This is a genomic window from Streptomyces sp. NPDC059861 (assembly GCF_042731435.1).
Lineage (GTDB): Bacteria > Actinomycetota > Actinomycetes > Streptomycetales > Streptomycetaceae > Streptomyces.
The window spans coordinates 198614-214096 of the sequence record NZ_JBHWJQ010000009.1 but is presented as its reverse complement, the minus strand read 5'-3'; the positions used below and the strand labels follow the sequence as shown (position 1 = coordinate 214096).

Genomic DNA, 15483 nt, shown 5'->3' with positions numbered 1-15483 from the left:
CCGCGGCACGCCTCGGGGACCGGGCCGGTGCTGATCGGCGGGAAGTGGCGGACCGTCGCGGGACGGATCGCGATGGACCAGTTCGTCGTCGACCTAGGGGGAGACGAGCCGCCGGTGGGTGCGCAGGCCGTGCTGTTCGGGCCCGGCGACCGGGGCGAGCCCACCGCAGAGGACTGGGCGCAGGCGGCGGGGACGATCGCGTACGAGATCGTGACCCGCATCGGAACGCGCGTCCCGCGCGTCTACGTCGATGTCGATGAGGAGCCGCCGGCGGGGCCGGCGCGAACAGGTCGGCCGGGAACAGCCCCTCAGGGGTAGGTGAACGGGGAACAAGACGGGTATCCGGGGCGGGGCCACCTGTCCCACGGGGCGGGCCCGCACCGGCTGACCCGACGGGGGCCCGGAAGCAGCAGGACCGGCGTACGACAACAGATCCGGCGAAGAGGAGCGGTACGTGAGCGAGAGCAGTGCGGAGGGCGTCGCCGACGCCGCCGCGGCCGTCGCTTCCGCCACGGGGGTGGCCGGAAACTGGCGCAAGGTGACCGGCGTCGCCGGCGCCGCCATAGGTGTGATCGCCGCCGGGGCGGCCGCCGGCGTCGCGATAGAGCGGATGACCGTCGGCCGCGGCATGCGAAGGAAGGCCCGGCTCGCCCTCGACTCGACGGGGCCGTACGGCGCGCTGCGCGGCACGCCCGGCCGGGCCTACGGCGACGACGGCACCGAGTTGTACTACGAGGTGGACGAGGTGGAGGCCGAGGCCGGCGTCTCGCCACGGCGGCGCCGGCTCTTCGGGCGCAAGGCACCCACGCCCGTCACCGTCGTCTTCAGCCATGGCTACTGCCTCAGCCAGGACTCCTGGCACTTCCAGCGGGCGGCACTGCGGGGTGTCGTACGGACCGTGCACTGGGACCAGCGCAGCCACGGCCGCTCCGGGCGGGGAGCGGCGCAGGTCCAGGACGGCGCGCCGGTCACCATCGACCAGCTGGGCCGGGATCTGAAGGCCGTGATCGACGCGGCCGTGCCCGAGGGGCCGATCGTGCTGGTCGGGCACTCCATGGGCGGCATGACGATGATGGCCCTGGCCGACCAGTGTCCCGAGCTGATCCAGGACCGGGTCGTCGCGGTCGCGCTCGTCGGTACGTCCTCGGGGAAGCTCGGCGAGGTCAACTTCGGGCTGCCCGTCGCCGGAGTCAACGCGGTGCGGCGGGTGCTGCCCGGCGTGCTGCGGGCGCTGGGGCAGCAGGCGGAGCTGGTGGAGAGGGGGCGGCGGGCGGTCGCCGATCTGTTCGCCGGGATCATCAAGCGGTACTCGTTCGCCACCCGGGACATCGACCCGGCCGTCGCGCGGTTCGCGGAGCGGATGATCGAGGGCACGCCCATCGACGTCGTCGCCGAGTTCTATCCGGCGTTCACCGACCACGACAAGACCGAGGCGCTCGCCCACTTCGCGGATCTGCCGGTCCTGGTGCTGGCCGGGCTCAAGGACCTCGTCACGCCGAGCGAGCACAGCGAGGCCATCGCCGATCTCCTGCCCGACGCGGAACTGGTCCTCGTACCCGACGCCGGGCATCTGGTGATGCTGGAACACCCGGAAGTGGTCACCGACCGGCTCGCCGACCTGCTCACACGCGCGGGTGCCGTGCCCGCAGGGGCTACCGTGGGTGGCTATGGAAGCACCAGCGGCACCGCACAACCCGGCTGAGACCGAGCTGATCGTCCACTCGCCCGAGCAGATGCGTGACCTCGGCCGCCGGCTCGCCAAACTGCTGCGCGCCGGAGACCTCGTCATGCTCAGCGGCGAGCTCGGCGCGGGCAAGACCACGCTGACCCGGGGGCTCGGCGAGGGGCTCGGCGTGCGCGGAGCGGTCACCTCACCGACGTTCGTGATCGCCCGTGTGCATCCGTCCCTCGTGGACGGGCCGCCACTCGTCCACGTCGACGCGTACCGCCTGGGTGGCGGGCTGGACGAGATGGAGGACCTCGACCTCGACGTCTCGCTGCCCGAGTCCGTGGTCGTCGTGGAGTGGGGCGAGGGCAAGGTCGAGGAGCTGACCGAGGACCGGCTGCAGGTCACGATCCACCGGGCCGTCGGCGACACGACGGACGAGGTGCGGCACGTGACGCTCACGGGCCTCGGTGAGCGCTGGGCGCCGGTGGATCTGGAGTCGCTGTCCGCGTGACGGCATGAACATTCCGACAAGACGTCGGCAAGATGTTGCGTCCGGCGTCCCGGACGTGGTCACATGGTATCCAGTCGCTAGTTAGGTGTGCCTAAGTTGCACCCACTGGCTCCGCCCCCGCCCTCAGGAGGCGTCCATGTCGACCACGGACCGCACACCGCAGCCGCGCCCCCTCGCGTCCGCCGGGGTGTCCATGCGCGATCTGCTGGCCTCCTGCGCCGCCGCGAAGGCGATCTCCACGCCGCCGCGCGCCCCTGAGCCGCCGACGCCCCGGCAGGACGTGGACCACCGCGAAGCGGCATAGCGCCGGCTGCCCCATGACACGACGGCTGTCGGCTGCACCATGACGGCGGCTGTCGGCTGACCCGCGACGCCGCGCACCTGCGGCACCTAACGGATGACGACGACCTTCTGACCGATCGTCGCGAACATCCACATCGCGTCCCCGTCCTCCTGCGTCTCCCGGATGCCCCCGGTCCGCACGGCCGGGTCGGGTGGCGCGGTGCTGCCGTCCACCGCCGCGCTGAAGCCGATGACCACGCCGTCCACGCTGGTGAAGCGGACGACGTGCTCGACCTGGGTGCCGTCGGAGCCGGTGGTCTCGCCCGAGCGGGACGTCACCGCGTAGGTGCCCGGCGCCGGGTCGACCGCGCTCGGCATGACCCTGAACGTGTGCTGGACCCGGTTGCGCGGGCCGACCAGCCACACCCGATCGTCGTCGAGCGAGTACACGACCCGTTCGCCGACGCCGGAGCCGCCGGGCAGGGCGGTGGGGTGCCGCTTGTCGCGGGGGGCCTTGGACGCGGCCGCCGCGGGTGAGCCGCCGACGCCGTTCGGCGACGCGCTCAGTTCGGCGGGGACGGTCGCCGCCGCCTGATAGGCGAGGAAGCCGACCGCCGTGAGGGCGGCCGCCGTCAGCCCGGTCACGATTCCGGCACTGGTGCTGGCCACGGCGCCCACCTCCGCGTCGTAAGTCCTGGCTTGTGGTTACCGTAGGTGACGGTAGCAGCACAAAGCGGGTGGATCCGGGCGGCCGTGCCCGCGACCGGGCACCGTGTCGGAGCCCGGACGGGCCGCCGACGCCATGGCGTCCGCCACCGGCCACGAGGAGCCGTACGCTGATTGCGTGCTCTTGCTCGCTCTGGATACCGCCACCCCCGCCGTGACCGTCGCCCTGCACGACGGCACGGACGTCATCGCCTCGTCGAGCCAGGTGGACGCCCGCCGGCACGGTGAGCTGCTGCTTCCGGCCGTCGACCGCGTCCTGACCGACGCCGGGCTGAGACTCGACGCCGTCACCGGGATCGTCGTCGGGATCGGCCCGGGGCCGTACACCGGGCTGCGCGTCGGGCTGATGACCGCCGACACCTTCGGGCTCGCGCTCGGGGTCCCCGTGCACGGCGTGTGCACGCTGGACGGCCTCGCCTACGCGGCCGACAGGGAAGGCCCCTTCGTCGTGGCGACCGACGCCCGCCGCAAGGAGGTCTACTGGGCGCGGTACGACGACTCCCGTACCCGCGTCACGGACCCGGCCGTCGACCGGCCCGCCGACATCGCCGCCGAGGTCGCGGGCCTGCCCGCGGTCGGCGCGGGCGCGCTGCTGTACCCGGACACCTTCCCGCTCGCGTACGAGCCCGAGCACGTCTCGGCCGCCGCGCTCGCCCGGCTGGCCGTCGAGCGGCTGGACAAGGGCGAGGAACTGCCGCCCGCCCGGCCGCTCTACCTGCGCCGCCCGGACGCGCAGGTGCCCAAGAACTACAAGGTGGTCACCCCCAAGTGACCGAGGTGACCGAGCCCGTGACGCCCGTGCTGCGGGAGATGCGCTGGTGGGACCTCGATCCCGTGCTGGAGCTGGAGCGGGATCTGTTCCCCGACGACGCCTGGTCGCGGGGCATGTTCTGGTCCGAGCTCGCCCACGCCCGGGGCCCCGGGGCGACCCGGCGGTACTTCGTCGCCCAGGACGGCGACCGCATCGCCGGGTACGCCGGGCTCGCCGCCGCCGGTGACATCGCCGACGTCCAGACGATCGCCGTGGCCCGCGAGTACTGGGGCACCGGCCTCGGCGGGCGGCTGCTGGCCAAACTGCTGCGGGCGGCGACCGCGTTCGAGTGCGCCGAGGTGATGCTCGAATGCCGGGTCGACAACGTCCGCGCCCAGAAGCTCTACGAGCGCTTCGGCTTCGAGGCGATCGGCTTCCGGCGCGGCTACTACCAGCCCGGCAACGTCGACGCCCTGGTGATGCGCCTGACCGACCCTGCAACCTCCGTACAAGGAACCGAGATCCGACATGGCTGACGAACCCCTGGTCCTGGGGATCGAGACCTCCTGCGACGAGACCGGCGTCGGCGTCGTCCGCGGCACCACCCTGCTGGCGGACGCCGTCGCCTCCAGCGTCGACGAGCACGCCCGCTTCGGCGGTGTCGTGCCCGAGGTCGCGTCCCGTGCCCACCTGGAGGCGATGATCCCCACCGTCGACCGGGCGCTGAAGGAGGCGGGAGTCAGCGCGAAGGACCTCGACGGCATCGCGGTGACGGCCGGTCCGGGACTGGCGGGCGCGCTGCTGGTCGGCGTGTCGGCGGCGAAGGCCTACGCGTACGCGCTCGGCAAGCCGCTGTACGGCGTCAACCACCTCGCCTCGCACATCTGCGTCGACCAGTTGGAGCACGGGGCGCTGCCCGAGCCGACGATGGCGCTGCTGGTGTCCGGCGGCCACTCGTCGCTGCTGCTGTCCTCCGACATCACCTCAGACGTACGGCCGATGGGCGCCACCATCGACGACGCGGCGGGCGAGGCCTTCGACAAGATCGCCCGGGTGCTGAACCTGGGCTTCCCCGGCGGTCCGGTCATCGACCGCTACGCGCGCGAGGGCGACCCGGACGCGATCGCCTTCCCCCGCGGTCTGACCGGCCCGCGCGACGCGGCGTACGACTTCTCCTTCTCCGGTCTGAAGACGGCCGTGGCCCGCTGGATCGAGGCCAGGCGGGCGGCCGGGGAGGAGGTGCCGGTGCGCGACGTGGCGGCGTCCTTCCAGGAGGCGGTCGTGGACGTGCTGACCCGGAAGGCCGTGCGGGCCTGCCGTGACGAGGGCGTCGACCACCTGATGATCGGCGGTGGCGTCGCCGCCAACTCCCGGCTGCGGGCCCTCGCCGCGGAGCGGTGCGAGGCGGCCGGAGTCCGGCTGCGGGTGCCCCGGCCCAAGCTGTGCACCGACAACGGGGCGATGGTCGCGGCGCTGGGCGCGGAGATGGTGGCGCGCAACCGGCCGGCGTCGAGCTGGGACCTGTCGGCGGACTCGTCGCTGCCGGTGACGGATCCGCACGTGCCCGGGCACGACCATGTGCACGAGGTCAGCAAGGAGAACCTGTACTCGTGACGGTCGCGTTGATGTGGGAGGCGCGGGCGGTGCCCGGCCGGGGGGAGGAACTGCTGGCGTGGGCACGCGCACAGCGCCTCGACCCCGGCCCGCTGCGCCGGGAGACCTTCCGCGCACCGCAGGACCGGGTCCTCGTCATCACGTGGTGGGACGCGGCCCCCGACGCCGGTCTGCCGGAACTGCCGGAGCCGGACGGCGGGTTGGTCACGCGGGCGGTGCATCGGTGGCGGTTCGAGTCGGTGGACGAGTCGGTGGACGAGCAGTGAGGGCGGGCACAGCGGTCGTCCCGGCCGGTCAGCCGAGGGGGCGGGCATCCGTCTCGCACACCAGGTGTCGGGCCGGTCCCAGTAGCCGCTGCGGGCCGTGCAGGGTCAGGCGTCGGGTGTGGCGGACGTCCGTGCTCGATGCCGCGAGACGGAGTTCCAGCGCGCCCGGTTCCACGACGCGGTGGCCCGAGCGGGCCGTGAAGGACGCCAGGTCCGCGTGGAAGTGGAAGGTGACGCGGGCCGCCCCGCCCGGGGGCAGGGTCACCCGGCGGTAGCCGATCAGGCGGACGTCGGGGCGGGTCACCGAGGCCACCGGGTCGTGCAGGTAGAGCTGGACGACCTCCGCGCCCTCGCGGTCGCCGGTGTTGCGGACGGTGACGGACAGCTCGTAGGAGCCGTCCGTCGGGACCCGCGGGTCGCCGCCGGCGACGTCCTCCCAGGTGAACGCCGTGTACGAACGGCCGTGGCCGAAGGGGTACAGCGGCGTCGGGTCCAGGTTGCTGACCTCGCCCGCCAGGCCCAGGGGCGGCTGGAGGTACGTCCACGGCTGGCCGCCCGGGTCGCGCGGCACGCTCACCGGGAGGCGGCCCGAGGGGTTGACGCGGCCGGAGAGGACGCCCGCCACCGCCGGGCCGCCCTCCTCGCCGGGGAAGAAGGCCTGGACCACCGCTCCGAGGCGGCCCTGCCAGCGGCCCAGCGCGTACGGGCGGCCGGTCAGCAGGACGAGGACCACCGGGACGCCCGTCTCCACCAACGCGTCCAGCAGGTCCGCCTGGACGCCGGGGAGCTGGAGGTCGCTCGCGTCGCAGCCCTCGCCCGACGTGCCGCGGCCGAACAGGCCCGCCCGGTCGCCGAGGACCGCCACGCACACATCCGCCTCCGCCGCCCGCGCCACCGCCTCCTCGATGCCGGACGGGTCGGGTTCCGCGACCTCGCAGCCCTGCGCGAACGTCACCTTGGCGTCCGGGAGTTCCGTGCGCAGGGCCTCCAGCAGCGGGGCGATCTCGATGCCGGTGGGTACCTCGGGGTGGCGGGGCAGGACGTGGGAGGGGAAGGAGTAGCAGCCGAGCATCGCGAGCGGGTCGGCCGCGCGGGGGCCGACCACGGCGACGCGGGTGTCGGGCGCAAGGGGCAGCAGTCGGTCCGGGTTGTCGAGCAGGACCACCGACTCCTGCGCCAGCCGGCGGGCCAGGGCGCGGTTCGCCGCCGAGTCCAGGTCGACGGACCGCTCCGGCGGCTCGGGCCGCCAGTCCTCGTCCAGCAGCCCCAGTTCGCACTTCTGGAGCAGCACCCTCCCGGCCGCCCGGTCCACCAGTGACTCCGGCACCTCGCCCGCCCCGACCGCCTCCGCCAGAGGCCGCCCGTAGCACTTCAGGGTCGGCAGCTCCACGTCGATCCCGGCCGCCAGCGCCGCGTGCGCGGCCTCGGCGTCAGTGCCCGCCACGCGGTGCAGGGTCTGGAGGAAGCCGACGCCGAAGTAGTCCGAGACGACCGTGCCGGTGAAACCCCACTCCTCGCGCAGGAGTTCCGTCAGCAGGGTCATGTCCGCCGAGGCCGGCACCCCGTCCGTCTCCGTGTACGCCGCCATCACCGAGCGCGCGCCGCCCTCGCGCAGCGCAAGCTCGAACGGCGGCAGCGTGACGTCCGCGAACTCGCGGGTCCCGGCCCGGACGGGCGCCAGGTTGCGGGCCCCGGCGGAGGAGGCGTACCCGGCGAAGTGCTTCAGCGTCGCCACGACCCCGGCCGACTCGAGGCCGCGCACATAGGCGGCGCCGATGGTGCCGACCAGGTACGGGTCCTCGCCGATCGTCTCCTCGACCCGGCCCCAGCGTGGGTCGCGGACCACGTCCAGCACGGGCGCCAGTCCCTGGTGGACGCCGACCGAGCGCAGGTCGGCGCCGATCCGCCGGGCCATCTCCGCCACCAGTTCCGGATCGAAGGTGGCGCCCCAGGCCAGCGGGACCGGGTACGCCGTCGCGCGCCATGCCGTGAAGCCGGCGAGGCACTCCTCGTGGGCGAGCGCCGGGATGCCGAAGCGGCCGGACGCGGCGATCCGCCGCTGGGCGCGGGCCAGGGAGCGGGCGCCGGCCTCCGGGTCGACGGGGGCGGTGCCGAAGGGGCGGGTGAGCTGGCCGAGGCCGTGCCGGATCAGCTCGTCGAAGTCGAAGTCGTCGCTCATCTCGTGCTGGTGCGGGGCGACTCCGTCGCCGTCCGTGCCGGCGCCCACCCACACGCCGTAGAGCTGGGCGGTCTTCTCTTCGAGGGTCATCCGGGAGAGCAGGTCCGCGACACGGACGTCCGCGGGCAGGCCGGGGTCACGCCAAGGGGCGGTGGTCATGAAACTCCTGTCGTCGAACGCGTAGGGAGGGCGCTACTTGCCACCGACGCCCATCAGGCCGCCCACCAGGGCCCGCCGCGCCACCAGGTAGACGGCGAAGATCGGGATGCCGGAGAGGACGACGGAGGCGAGCAGGGCGGGGATGTTCACGCCGAACTGGCTGACGTAGTTGAACAGGCCGAGGGTGAGGACGCGCGGCCCGTCGGACTGGGTGAAGATCAGCGGGAAGAGGAAGCCGTTCCAGGCCTGGAGCGCGGCGTAGATGACGACCGTGCTGATGCCGCCCTTGGCCAGCGGGATCGTCAGCTGGAACAGCATCCGCAGCGGGGAGGCGCCGTCCAGGGCCATTGCCTCGTACAGCTCCTCCGAGATGTCGCGCAGGGTGCCGGTCAGGATGAGGACAGACACCGGCATCGCGAAGGCGGCCGTGGGCAGGATGACGGCGAGCAGGCTGTCGTAGAGGTTCAGCTTGGCGATCATCAGGTAGAGCGGGACCACGACCGCCTGCGCCGGGATCGCCACGCCCAGCAGGAACAGCCGGAAGGCGGCGCCCGACCACCGGGTGCGGGTGCGTACGGCGACGTAGGCGAGCGGCGTACCCAGGACCAGGACGATGGCCACGACCGCTGCCGCGACGAGCGCCGTGTTGGCCATGAAGTGGCCGAAGCCGCTGTTCAGAACGGTGTTGTAGTTGTCGAGGGTGGGACGGGTGGGCGGCTGGAGGGCGTTGCGGCCCAGCGCCTCGTCCTGGTGGGTGAGGGAGGCCGAGATCATCGCGTAGATCGGGACGATCACGACCGCCAGCCAGAGCACCGAGCCGAGCCCGGCCAGCGGGTTGACGTGCCTTGGCCAGAAGCGGCGGCGGCGCGGCGCCGGGGCGGACGGCCGGTCGCGACGGGAGGTCTTCACAGGGTGCGGCAGCGTGTCGTGCGCCATGGCGTCACATCCCTTCCCGGACGCTGCGCATGGCGCCGAAGCCGGACAGCCGGACCAGCAGGAGCGACAGCGCGGTCGCCGCCGCCACCAGGAAGGAGGCGATGGCGCTGGCGTAGCCGAAGTCGTAGCTCTTGAAGCCCGCCTCGTACATCAGGTACGGCAGGATCGCGGTGTCCGTGCCGGGGCCGCCCTGGGTGAGGATCAGGACCGTCTCGAAGTAGGTCAGCGAGCCGACCACCATCAGGACGCTGGACGTCGTGACGGTGTGGCGCAGTTGCGGCAGGGTGACGGAGACGAACTGACGGTAGCGGCCGGCGCCGTCGATCGCCGCCGCCTGGTAGAGCACGGGCGGGATCTGGCGGGCGCCGCCCTGGTAGATCAGCGTGTGGAACGGGATGAACTGCCAGCCACCGACGAAGACGATCGCGAGGAACGCGCCGCTGGAGGAGCCCAGGGTGTCCTTCCGGACAATGCCGAAGTTCGGGTCGAGCAGCGCGTAGAAGAGCAGGGCGATCGCCGTCGAGGAGAGCAGGAACGGCACGAAGAAGACCGCCGACAGGATCGCCCGGTTGCGCTGCCGGCCCGCCGCCCAGACACCCAGCAGCAGTGCCACGACGGTCTGGAACGCCCAGCTGACGACGGTCAGCAGAACCGTCAGCCACAGGGACTGGGTCAGGCGGGGGTCGTCCAGGAGTCGGCGCCAGTTGGCCAGTCCCACCGGCCTCGGGTCGCCCAGGCCGTTCCACTCGGTGAAGGACAGCAGGAAGGCCAGCACCATCGGCGCCACCGCGAAGAACGCGAAGAACAGGACGCCGGGCAGGGCCCAGACGGCGTGCGGTCGGCCGGTGCGGGGGGCCGCGCCGGGAGCGCTCACTTCAGCTCCTTCAGCGCGGACACGAACCGGCTCGGCGTCGACTGGCCGACGAACAGCTTGTTGATCTCGGTGAGCATCGGCGTCTGGACGCTCGGGTCCACCGCCTGGTCCCAGCTCAGCGTGAAGGCGGGCGCCTGCTCGACCATCTCGTACTGGAACGCCGCGAACTCGGGGTTGGGCGCCGATTTCAGCAGCTCGGCCGCGTTGGAAGTGGTCGGGATGTCCCCGTTGGCGACCAGGTCCTTGGCGTACGCCTGCGACGCGCAGTCCTTGAGGAAGGCGATCGCGGCGTCCTTGTTGCGGGTGCGGGCGTTGACCGACCAGTAGTTGGTGGGGTTCCCGACGACGTTGCGCACGTCCCCGGTGCCGCCGTCGAACTCGGGGAACGCCGCCCAGCCGAGGTGCTTCTTGGCGAAGTCCGGGAACTTGCCGAGCTGCGTGGAGTACTCCCAGGACCCCATCAGGTGCATGGCCGCCTTGCCCTGCGCGAAGACCGCCGGGGCGCCGCCGTTGACGTACGACACGGAGTTGAAGCCCTTGCCGAAGGCGCCGGCGTCCACGAGATCGCGGACCGTCTCGGCCGCTTTGAGGACGGACGGGTCGCCCCAGCCGGCGGAGTCGCCGTTCTGGATCCGGGCGAACACCTCGGGGCCGCCGATGCGGTCGACCAGGTACTCCAGCCACATCAGCTCGGGCCAGATGTCGGCGCCGCCCAGCGCGAAGGGGGTGATGCCGGCCTTCTTCAGTTTGGCGTTGGTGTCGAGGAGCTGGTCCCAGGTGGTCGGCGGCTGCAGCTTGTGCTCGGCGAAGACCGCCTTGTTGTAGAAGAGGATCACCGGTTGCATGCCGCGCATCGGTATGCCGTACCGGCGTCCGCCCAGGGCGCCCGCGTCCAGCACCGAAGGCAGGAAGCCGTCCTTGAGGACCGGGTCGCCCTCGATGACGTCGGTCAGGTCGACCAGTTGGCCGGCCTCCTGGTAGGCCTTGATGGAGCCGCCGCCCCAGTTGAAGAAGACGTCCGGGGCGTTGGGCGAGCCCATCGCCGTGCGCAGCTTGGCCGGGTACTCGGAGCCCGGTACCTTCTCCAGCCCGACGGTGCCGCCCGTGTTCTTCGCCGCCTTGGAGGCGTTGAACCGCTCGACGGCCGCCTGCTGCACCTTCGCCGCGTCGTCGCCGTACACCAGGGCGGTGAGCGCGCCGCCCGCGCCGCCGGAGTCACCGCCGGAACCGCAGGCCGTGAGGCCCGTGGTGAGCACGGTGGCGGCACCGGCGCCGAGCATCCAGCGCCTGCTGAACCTACGCCCGCCGTCGGGCGACGTGGTGGACCCCAGGGACCCAGACCCCATGACAGCACGCATCCTCTCGCGACTCTCTTCGTGCGCGGAACGTTGCTCGATGACCGAATGTTTCGGCCAGAAGCTCGAATGTTCCGGGAACGTATGGCGCCGCATGGGGTCCGTCAAGAGGTCGCGCAGGGATACGATCGCCGCCATGACTCCCCCGGAAAGCCCTCAGACCCGGACGGCACGGCGGTCCGCGCAGACCGCGACCCTCGCCGAGATCGCCCGCGAGGCCGGAGTCTCCGCGCCGACTGTTTCGAAGGTGCTCAACGGCCGGGCCGACGTCGCCCCCGCCACCCGCCACCGCGTCGAGGGCCTGCTGCGCGCCCACGGCTACCGGCGGCGCCGGGCCGAGGCGACCCGCTCACCGCTGATCGACCTGGTCTTCCACGAGCTGGACAGCGCCTGGGCCCTGGAGGTCATCCGGGGGGTGGAGAACGTGGCCCGGGAGGCCGGTCTGAGCGTCGTGCTCTCCGAGAGCGCGGGCCGGCTGACGCCCGGGCGGACCTGGGCCGACCAGGTCGCCGCCCGCCGCCCGCACGGCGTGATCCTGGTGCTGAGCGAGCTCGACGAGTCCCAGCGGGCGCTGCTGACCAGCCGTTCCATCCCGTTCGTGGTGATGGACCCGGCGGGCGACCCGGGCACCGACGTGCCCTCGATCGGCGCCACCAACTGGCAGGGCGGCCTCGCCGCGACCCGGCACCTGGTCGAGCTGGGGCACACCCGGATCGGCGCGATCACCGGGCCGTCGCGGATGCTGTGCAGCCGGGCCCGCGTGGACGGCTACCGGGCCGCGCTGGAGACCGCCGGACTGCCCGTCGACCCCTCGCTGGTCGTGGCCGGCGACTTCCACCACGACGCCGGCTACCGGCTCGGCGTTCAGCTGCTGCGCCGCCCCGACCGGCCGACCGCCGTGTTCGCGGGCAACGACCTCCAGGCGCTCGGGCTGTACGAGGCGGCGCGTGAGCTGGGGCTGCGGGTGCCGGAGGACGTGAGTGTGGTGGGGTTCGACGACCTTCCGGTGGCGCGCTGGGTCGGGCCGCCGCTGACGACCGTACGGCAGCCGCTGACGGAGATGGCGGAGGCGGCGGCCCGGCTGGTGCTCGACCTGGGGCGCGGGGACGCGGCCGCCGCCACGACGCGGGTGGAGCTGGCCACGAGCCTGGTGGTGCGCAGCAGTACGGCCGCACCGTCGAAACTTTCGGATCAGCGAGCGCTGGAGAAGTCTTAGATTTTCCCAAGAAAACGGGGTTCGCGTCCCCGCTGGTAATAATTCGGACGTACGTTCCTGTCCGTGACGGGACACATAACGGAACATGGCGGGGACGGGGACGAGGGTCCAAGAGGCCGACGGCCGAGGGCGCTGAAGGCCGTGGGGCTGGTGCTCGCCGCCGCGCTGGTGCTCGGGGGCGCCGGGGCGGGCTGGGTCTACTGGCGGCTGAACGACAACATCACGAGCGTCGACATCAACAGCGCCCTGGGCGACGACCGCCCGGCGAAGCCGACGCCCTCCCTCCCCGCGTCCGCCTCGACGCCGCCCCAGGAGGCCCTGAACATCCTGGTGCTGGGCTCGGACTCGCGCGGCGGCGCCGAGAACCAGGCCCTCGGGGGCGGCGACAGCGAGGGCGCCCGGTCCGACACGGCGATGGTCGTGCACCTCGGCCCCGGGCGCACCGAGGCCACCGTGGCGAGCATCCCGCGCGACACCCTGGTCACCCGCCCGTCCTGCCCGCTGGAGTCGGGCGGTGAGTCGGCCGAGGCCCATGGCGTCATGTTCAACAGCGCGTACGAGCTGGGCGGCCCGGTGTGCGCGGTGAAGACCGTCGAGTCGATGACCGATGTCCGTATGGACCACTACATCGAGATCGACTTCGCCGGTTTCGCCAAGCTGGTGGACGCCCTCGGCGGGGTCACCGTCACCACCGAGCAGGACATCGACGACGAGGACAGCCATCTGAGCCTGACGGCCGGCACCCATCACCTCGACGGCGAGCAGGCCCTCGCCCTGGCCCGCACCCGGCACGGCATCGGGGACGGCAGCGACCTGGGGCGCATAGGCCTTCAGCACCTGCTCGTGAAGGCGCTGCTGGAGCAGATCGCGTCGACCAGCCTGCTCTCGGACCCGACCCGTCTGTACGAGGTCGCCGACGCGGTGACCGAGAGCCTGACGACCGACACCGGTCTCGACTCGCTGCCCGAGCTGGTGGGGTTCGGGGAGAGCCTGCGGGGCCTGCCGGCGGACGCCATGGAGACGGTGATGATGCCGGTCCTCCCGGCGGCCTCGGACCCGAACCGGGTGGTGGCCGACGAGCCGGAGGCGGGGGAGCTGTGGGAGTCGCTGCGGTAGGGCGTGGGCGGGCCCGGGGGCGGGCGGAAAGGATCGCGAAGAAAGTTCCGAGGAAAATCGGCGAGGGTGTCGATCCGCGCGGACGCCGTTCGACGCATGCGTGAGGAGCAACCACGACTACCGAGGGAGCCACCATGCCCCGTTACCTGTCGCTCGTGCAGATCGACGAGAAGAACGCGCCCGCCGAGGGCCCGAGCCCCGAGCTGATGCAGCGGATGGGGGAGCTGATCGAGGAGATGACCAAGGCCGGTGTGCTGCTCGACACCGCCGGGCTGACGCCGTCCGCGCAGGGCACCCGGGTGCGTTACGAGGACGGGCAGATCTCCGTCACCGACGGGCCGTTCACCGAGACCAAGGAGGTCGTCGGCGGCTACGCCCTGGTGCAGGCCAAGGACATGGCCGAGGCGATCGAGTGGACCAAGCGGTTCCTGAAGGTGCACGAGGCGCACTGGACGGTGACCTGCGAGGTGCGCGAGGTCGTCGAGGGCTGAGTCCACCCCGGTCCCGCTTGGCCCGGGGCCGCGCGGGGTGTTCGATGGTGGGCTGTGGAACCACAGCCCACCGCCGCCCCGGGCGGCACCGCGGACGCCGCCCGGGACACCGTCGGGACCGTCTTCCGTATCGAGTCGCCCCGGGTCATCGCCGCCGTCGCCCGGATCGTCCGGGACGTCGGCATCGCCGAGGAACTCGCACAGGACGCCCTGGTCGCGGCGCTGGAGCAGTGGCCGCGGGACGGCGTGCCCGACAACCCCGGCGCCTGGCTCATGACCACCGCCCGGCATCGCGCCGTCGACCTGGTCCGGCGCCGGGAGAACTACGCCCGCAAGCTCCAGGAGATCGGCCGGGACCTGCCGGGCGCGACCCCGCCCGAGGAGCCCGCCGACCCGGACGACATCGACGACGACCTGCTGAGGCTGGTCTTCACGGCCTGCCACCCGGTGCTGTCCTCCGAGGCCCGCATCGCCCTCACCCTGCGCCTGCTCGGCGGCCTGACGACACCCGAGATCGCCCGCGCCTTCCTGGTCCCGGAGGCGACGGTCGCCCAGCGCGTCGTCCGCGCCAAGCGCACGCTCGCGAAGAGGAACATCGCCTTCGAGGTGCCCTACGGCCCCGACCGCGAGGCGCGCCTGTCCTCCGTCCTGGACGTCATCTACCTGATCTTCAACGAGGGTTACGCCGCCACGGCCGGCGACGATCTCCTGCGGCCCGGCCTGTGCGAGGACGCCCTGCGCCTGGCGCGCGTGCTGTCCGGTCTGATGCCGAAGGAGCCCGAGGTCCACGGCCTGACCGCGCTCCTGGAGTTCCAGGCGTCCCGCACCGCCGCCCGCACCGGCCCGCACGGCGAACCCGTGCTCCTCAGGGACCAGAACCGGCGCCGCTGGAACCGCCTCCTCGTCGCCCGCGGCATCACGGCCCTGACCCGCGCCGGCGCCACCGCCACCGGCGCCCCGGGCCCGTATGCCCTCCAGGCCGCCATCGCCGCGTGTCACGCCCACGCGTACACGTACGAGGAGACCGACTGGCCGCGCATCGCGACGCTGTACGGCCTGCTCGCCGCCCGCGCCCCGTCGCCGGTCGTCGAACTCAACCGAGCGGTGGCCGTCTCCATGGCCGAAGGCCCCTCCCGCGCCCTGGAGATGGTCGACGCCCTGTCCGCCGTACCCGCCCTGCGCGACTACCACCTCCTGCCGAGCGTCCGCGGAGACCTGCTGAACCGGCTGGGCCGCGCGAAGGAGGCCCGCGCGGAGTTCGAGCGCGCGGCGGCACTGGCCCGCAACGGGCGGGAGCGTGAGCTGCTGCTGCGCCGGGCGGCCGACTGCGGCTGACCG

At 72.7% G+C, this 15483-nt stretch carries 17 protein-coding genes; 12 read left to right on the top strand and 5 right to left on the bottom strand.

What is annotated here, in order from left to right:
• From ACFV6X_RS11320 to ACFV6X_RS11305, 4 genes are all read left to right on the top strand, one after another.
• On the top strand, positions 1–318 hold a 318-nt coding region (locus ACFV6X_RS11320), incomplete at its 5' end, for an alanine racemase C-terminal domain-containing protein (RefSeq protein ID WP_385380918.1).
• A 136-nt stretch (positions 319–454) separates the two neighbouring features.
• Positions 455–1702 (top strand): alpha/beta fold hydrolase, encoded by a 1248-nt coding sequence (locus ACFV6X_RS11315; RefSeq protein ID WP_385380915.1) that lies wholly within the window; start codon positions 455–457, stop codon positions 1700–1702.
• Entirely contained in the window at positions 1668–2180 is a 513-nt protein-coding gene (gene tsaE, locus ACFV6X_RS11310) for a tRNA (adenosine(37)-N6)-threonylcarbamoyltransferase complex ATPase subunit type 1 TsaE (protein WP_385380912.1), read from the top strand. The genes ACFV6X_RS11315 and tsaE overlap by 35 nt, the downstream gene beginning before the upstream one ends.
• 136 nt (positions 2181–2316) lie before the next feature.
• Entirely contained in the window at positions 2317–2484 is a 168-nt protein-coding gene (locus ACFV6X_RS11305; protein ID WP_385380909.1) for a hypothetical protein, read from the top strand.
• Positions 2485–2570: 86 nt separating this feature from the next.
• On the opposite strand, the gene ACFV6X_RS11300 is transcribed toward ACFV6X_RS11305, so the two are convergent.
• A complete protein-coding gene (locus ACFV6X_RS11300; RefSeq protein WP_385380906.1) occupies positions 2571–3131 on the bottom strand; it encodes a hypothetical protein in 561 nt (186 codons plus the stop codon).
• Positions 3132–3306: 175 nt separating this feature from the next.
• Between ACFV6X_RS11300 and tsaB the strand changes: the two genes are divergently transcribed.
• From tsaB to ACFV6X_RS11280, 4 genes are read left to right on the top strand one after another with little or no spacing between them, the layout of a single operon-like run.
• Positions 3307–3960, top strand: a complete 654-nt coding sequence (gene tsaB / locus ACFV6X_RS11295; protein WP_385380904.1) for a tRNA (adenosine(37)-N6)-threonylcarbamoyltransferase complex dimerization subunit type 1 TsaB — start codon at positions 3307–3309, stop codon at positions 3958–3960.
• Positions 3961–3965: 5 nt separating this feature from the next.
• Positions 3966–4475, top strand: coding sequence for a ribosomal protein S18-alanine N-acetyltransferase (gene rimI / locus ACFV6X_RS11290; protein WP_385380961.1), 510 nt, complete (start codon positions 3966–3968; stop codon positions 4473–4475).
• Positions 4468–5553 carry a tRNA (adenosine(37)-N6)-threonylcarbamoyltransferase complex transferase subunit TsaD gene (tsaD, locus tag ACFV6X_RS11285; RefSeq protein ID WP_385380901.1) on the top strand — a complete coding sequence of 362 codons (1086 nt, stop codon included), beginning with the start codon at positions 4468–4470 and terminating at the stop codon, positions 5551–5553. The genes rimI and tsaD overlap by 8 nt, the downstream gene beginning before the upstream one ends.
• Complete coding sequence (locus tag ACFV6X_RS11280; protein WP_385380898.1) at positions 5550–5819, top strand: hypothetical protein; 270 nt, start codon at positions 5550–5552, stop codon at positions 5817–5819. The genes tsaD and ACFV6X_RS11280 overlap by 4 nt, the downstream gene beginning before the upstream one ends.
• A 28-nt stretch (positions 5820–5847) precedes the next feature.
• On the opposite strand, the gene ACFV6X_RS11275 is transcribed toward ACFV6X_RS11280, so the two are convergent.
• The 4 genes from ACFV6X_RS11275 to ACFV6X_RS11260 are packed head-to-tail and all read right to left on the bottom strand — an operon-like array spanning position 5848 to position 11313.
• On the bottom strand, positions 5848–8157 hold the full coding sequence (locus ACFV6X_RS11275; RefSeq protein WP_385380896.1) for a glycoside hydrolase family 3 N-terminal domain-containing protein: 2310 nt from the start codon (positions 8155–8157) through the stop codon (positions 5848–5850).
• 33 nt (positions 8158–8190) lie between these two features.
• Entirely contained in the window at positions 8191–9093 is a 903-nt protein-coding gene (locus ACFV6X_RS11270) for a carbohydrate ABC transporter permease (RefSeq protein ID WP_385380893.1), read from the bottom strand.
• 4 nt (positions 9094–9097) lie between these two features.
• Positions 9098–9967 carry a carbohydrate ABC transporter permease gene (locus ACFV6X_RS11265; RefSeq protein ID WP_385380890.1) on the bottom strand — a complete coding sequence of 290 codons (870 nt, stop codon included), beginning with the start codon at positions 9965–9967 and terminating at the stop codon, positions 9098–9100.
• The gene (locus tag ACFV6X_RS11260; RefSeq protein ID WP_385380887.1) at positions 9964–11313 is read right to left on the bottom strand and encodes an ABC transporter substrate-binding protein; all 1350 of its coding nucleotides are present in this window, start codon (positions 11311–11313) and stop codon (positions 9964–9966) included. The genes ACFV6X_RS11265 and ACFV6X_RS11260 overlap by 4 nt, the downstream gene beginning before the upstream one ends.
• A 145-nt stretch (positions 11314–11458) precedes the next feature.
• Between ACFV6X_RS11260 and ACFV6X_RS11255 the strand changes: the two genes are divergently transcribed.
• The 4 genes from ACFV6X_RS11255 to ACFV6X_RS11240 all read left to right on the top strand — a co-directional run bounded on the left by ACFV6X_RS11255 (position 11459) and on the right by ACFV6X_RS11240 (position 15480).
• Positions 11459–12538: a LacI family DNA-binding transcriptional regulator gene (locus ACFV6X_RS11255; RefSeq protein WP_385380884.1), complete on the top strand. Its 1080-nt coding sequence runs from the start codon at positions 11459–11461 to the stop codon at positions 12536–12538.
• A gap of 57 nt (positions 12539–12595) precedes the next feature.
• The gene (locus tag ACFV6X_RS11250) at positions 12596–13654 is read left to right on the top strand and encodes an LCP family protein (protein WP_385380958.1); all 1059 of its coding nucleotides are present in this window, start codon (positions 12596–12598) and stop codon (positions 13652–13654) included.
• 134 nt (positions 13655–13788) lie between these two features.
• Positions 13789–14145, top strand: a complete 357-nt coding sequence (locus ACFV6X_RS11245; protein ID WP_385380881.1) for a YciI family protein — start codon at positions 13789–13791, stop codon at positions 14143–14145.
• A 54-nt stretch (positions 14146–14199) separates the two neighbouring features.
• Positions 14200–15480 (top strand): RNA polymerase sigma factor, encoded by a 1281-nt coding sequence (locus tag ACFV6X_RS11240; protein WP_385380878.1) that lies wholly within the window; start codon positions 14200–14202, stop codon positions 15478–15480.
• Positions 15481–15483: the final 3 nt, after the last annotated feature.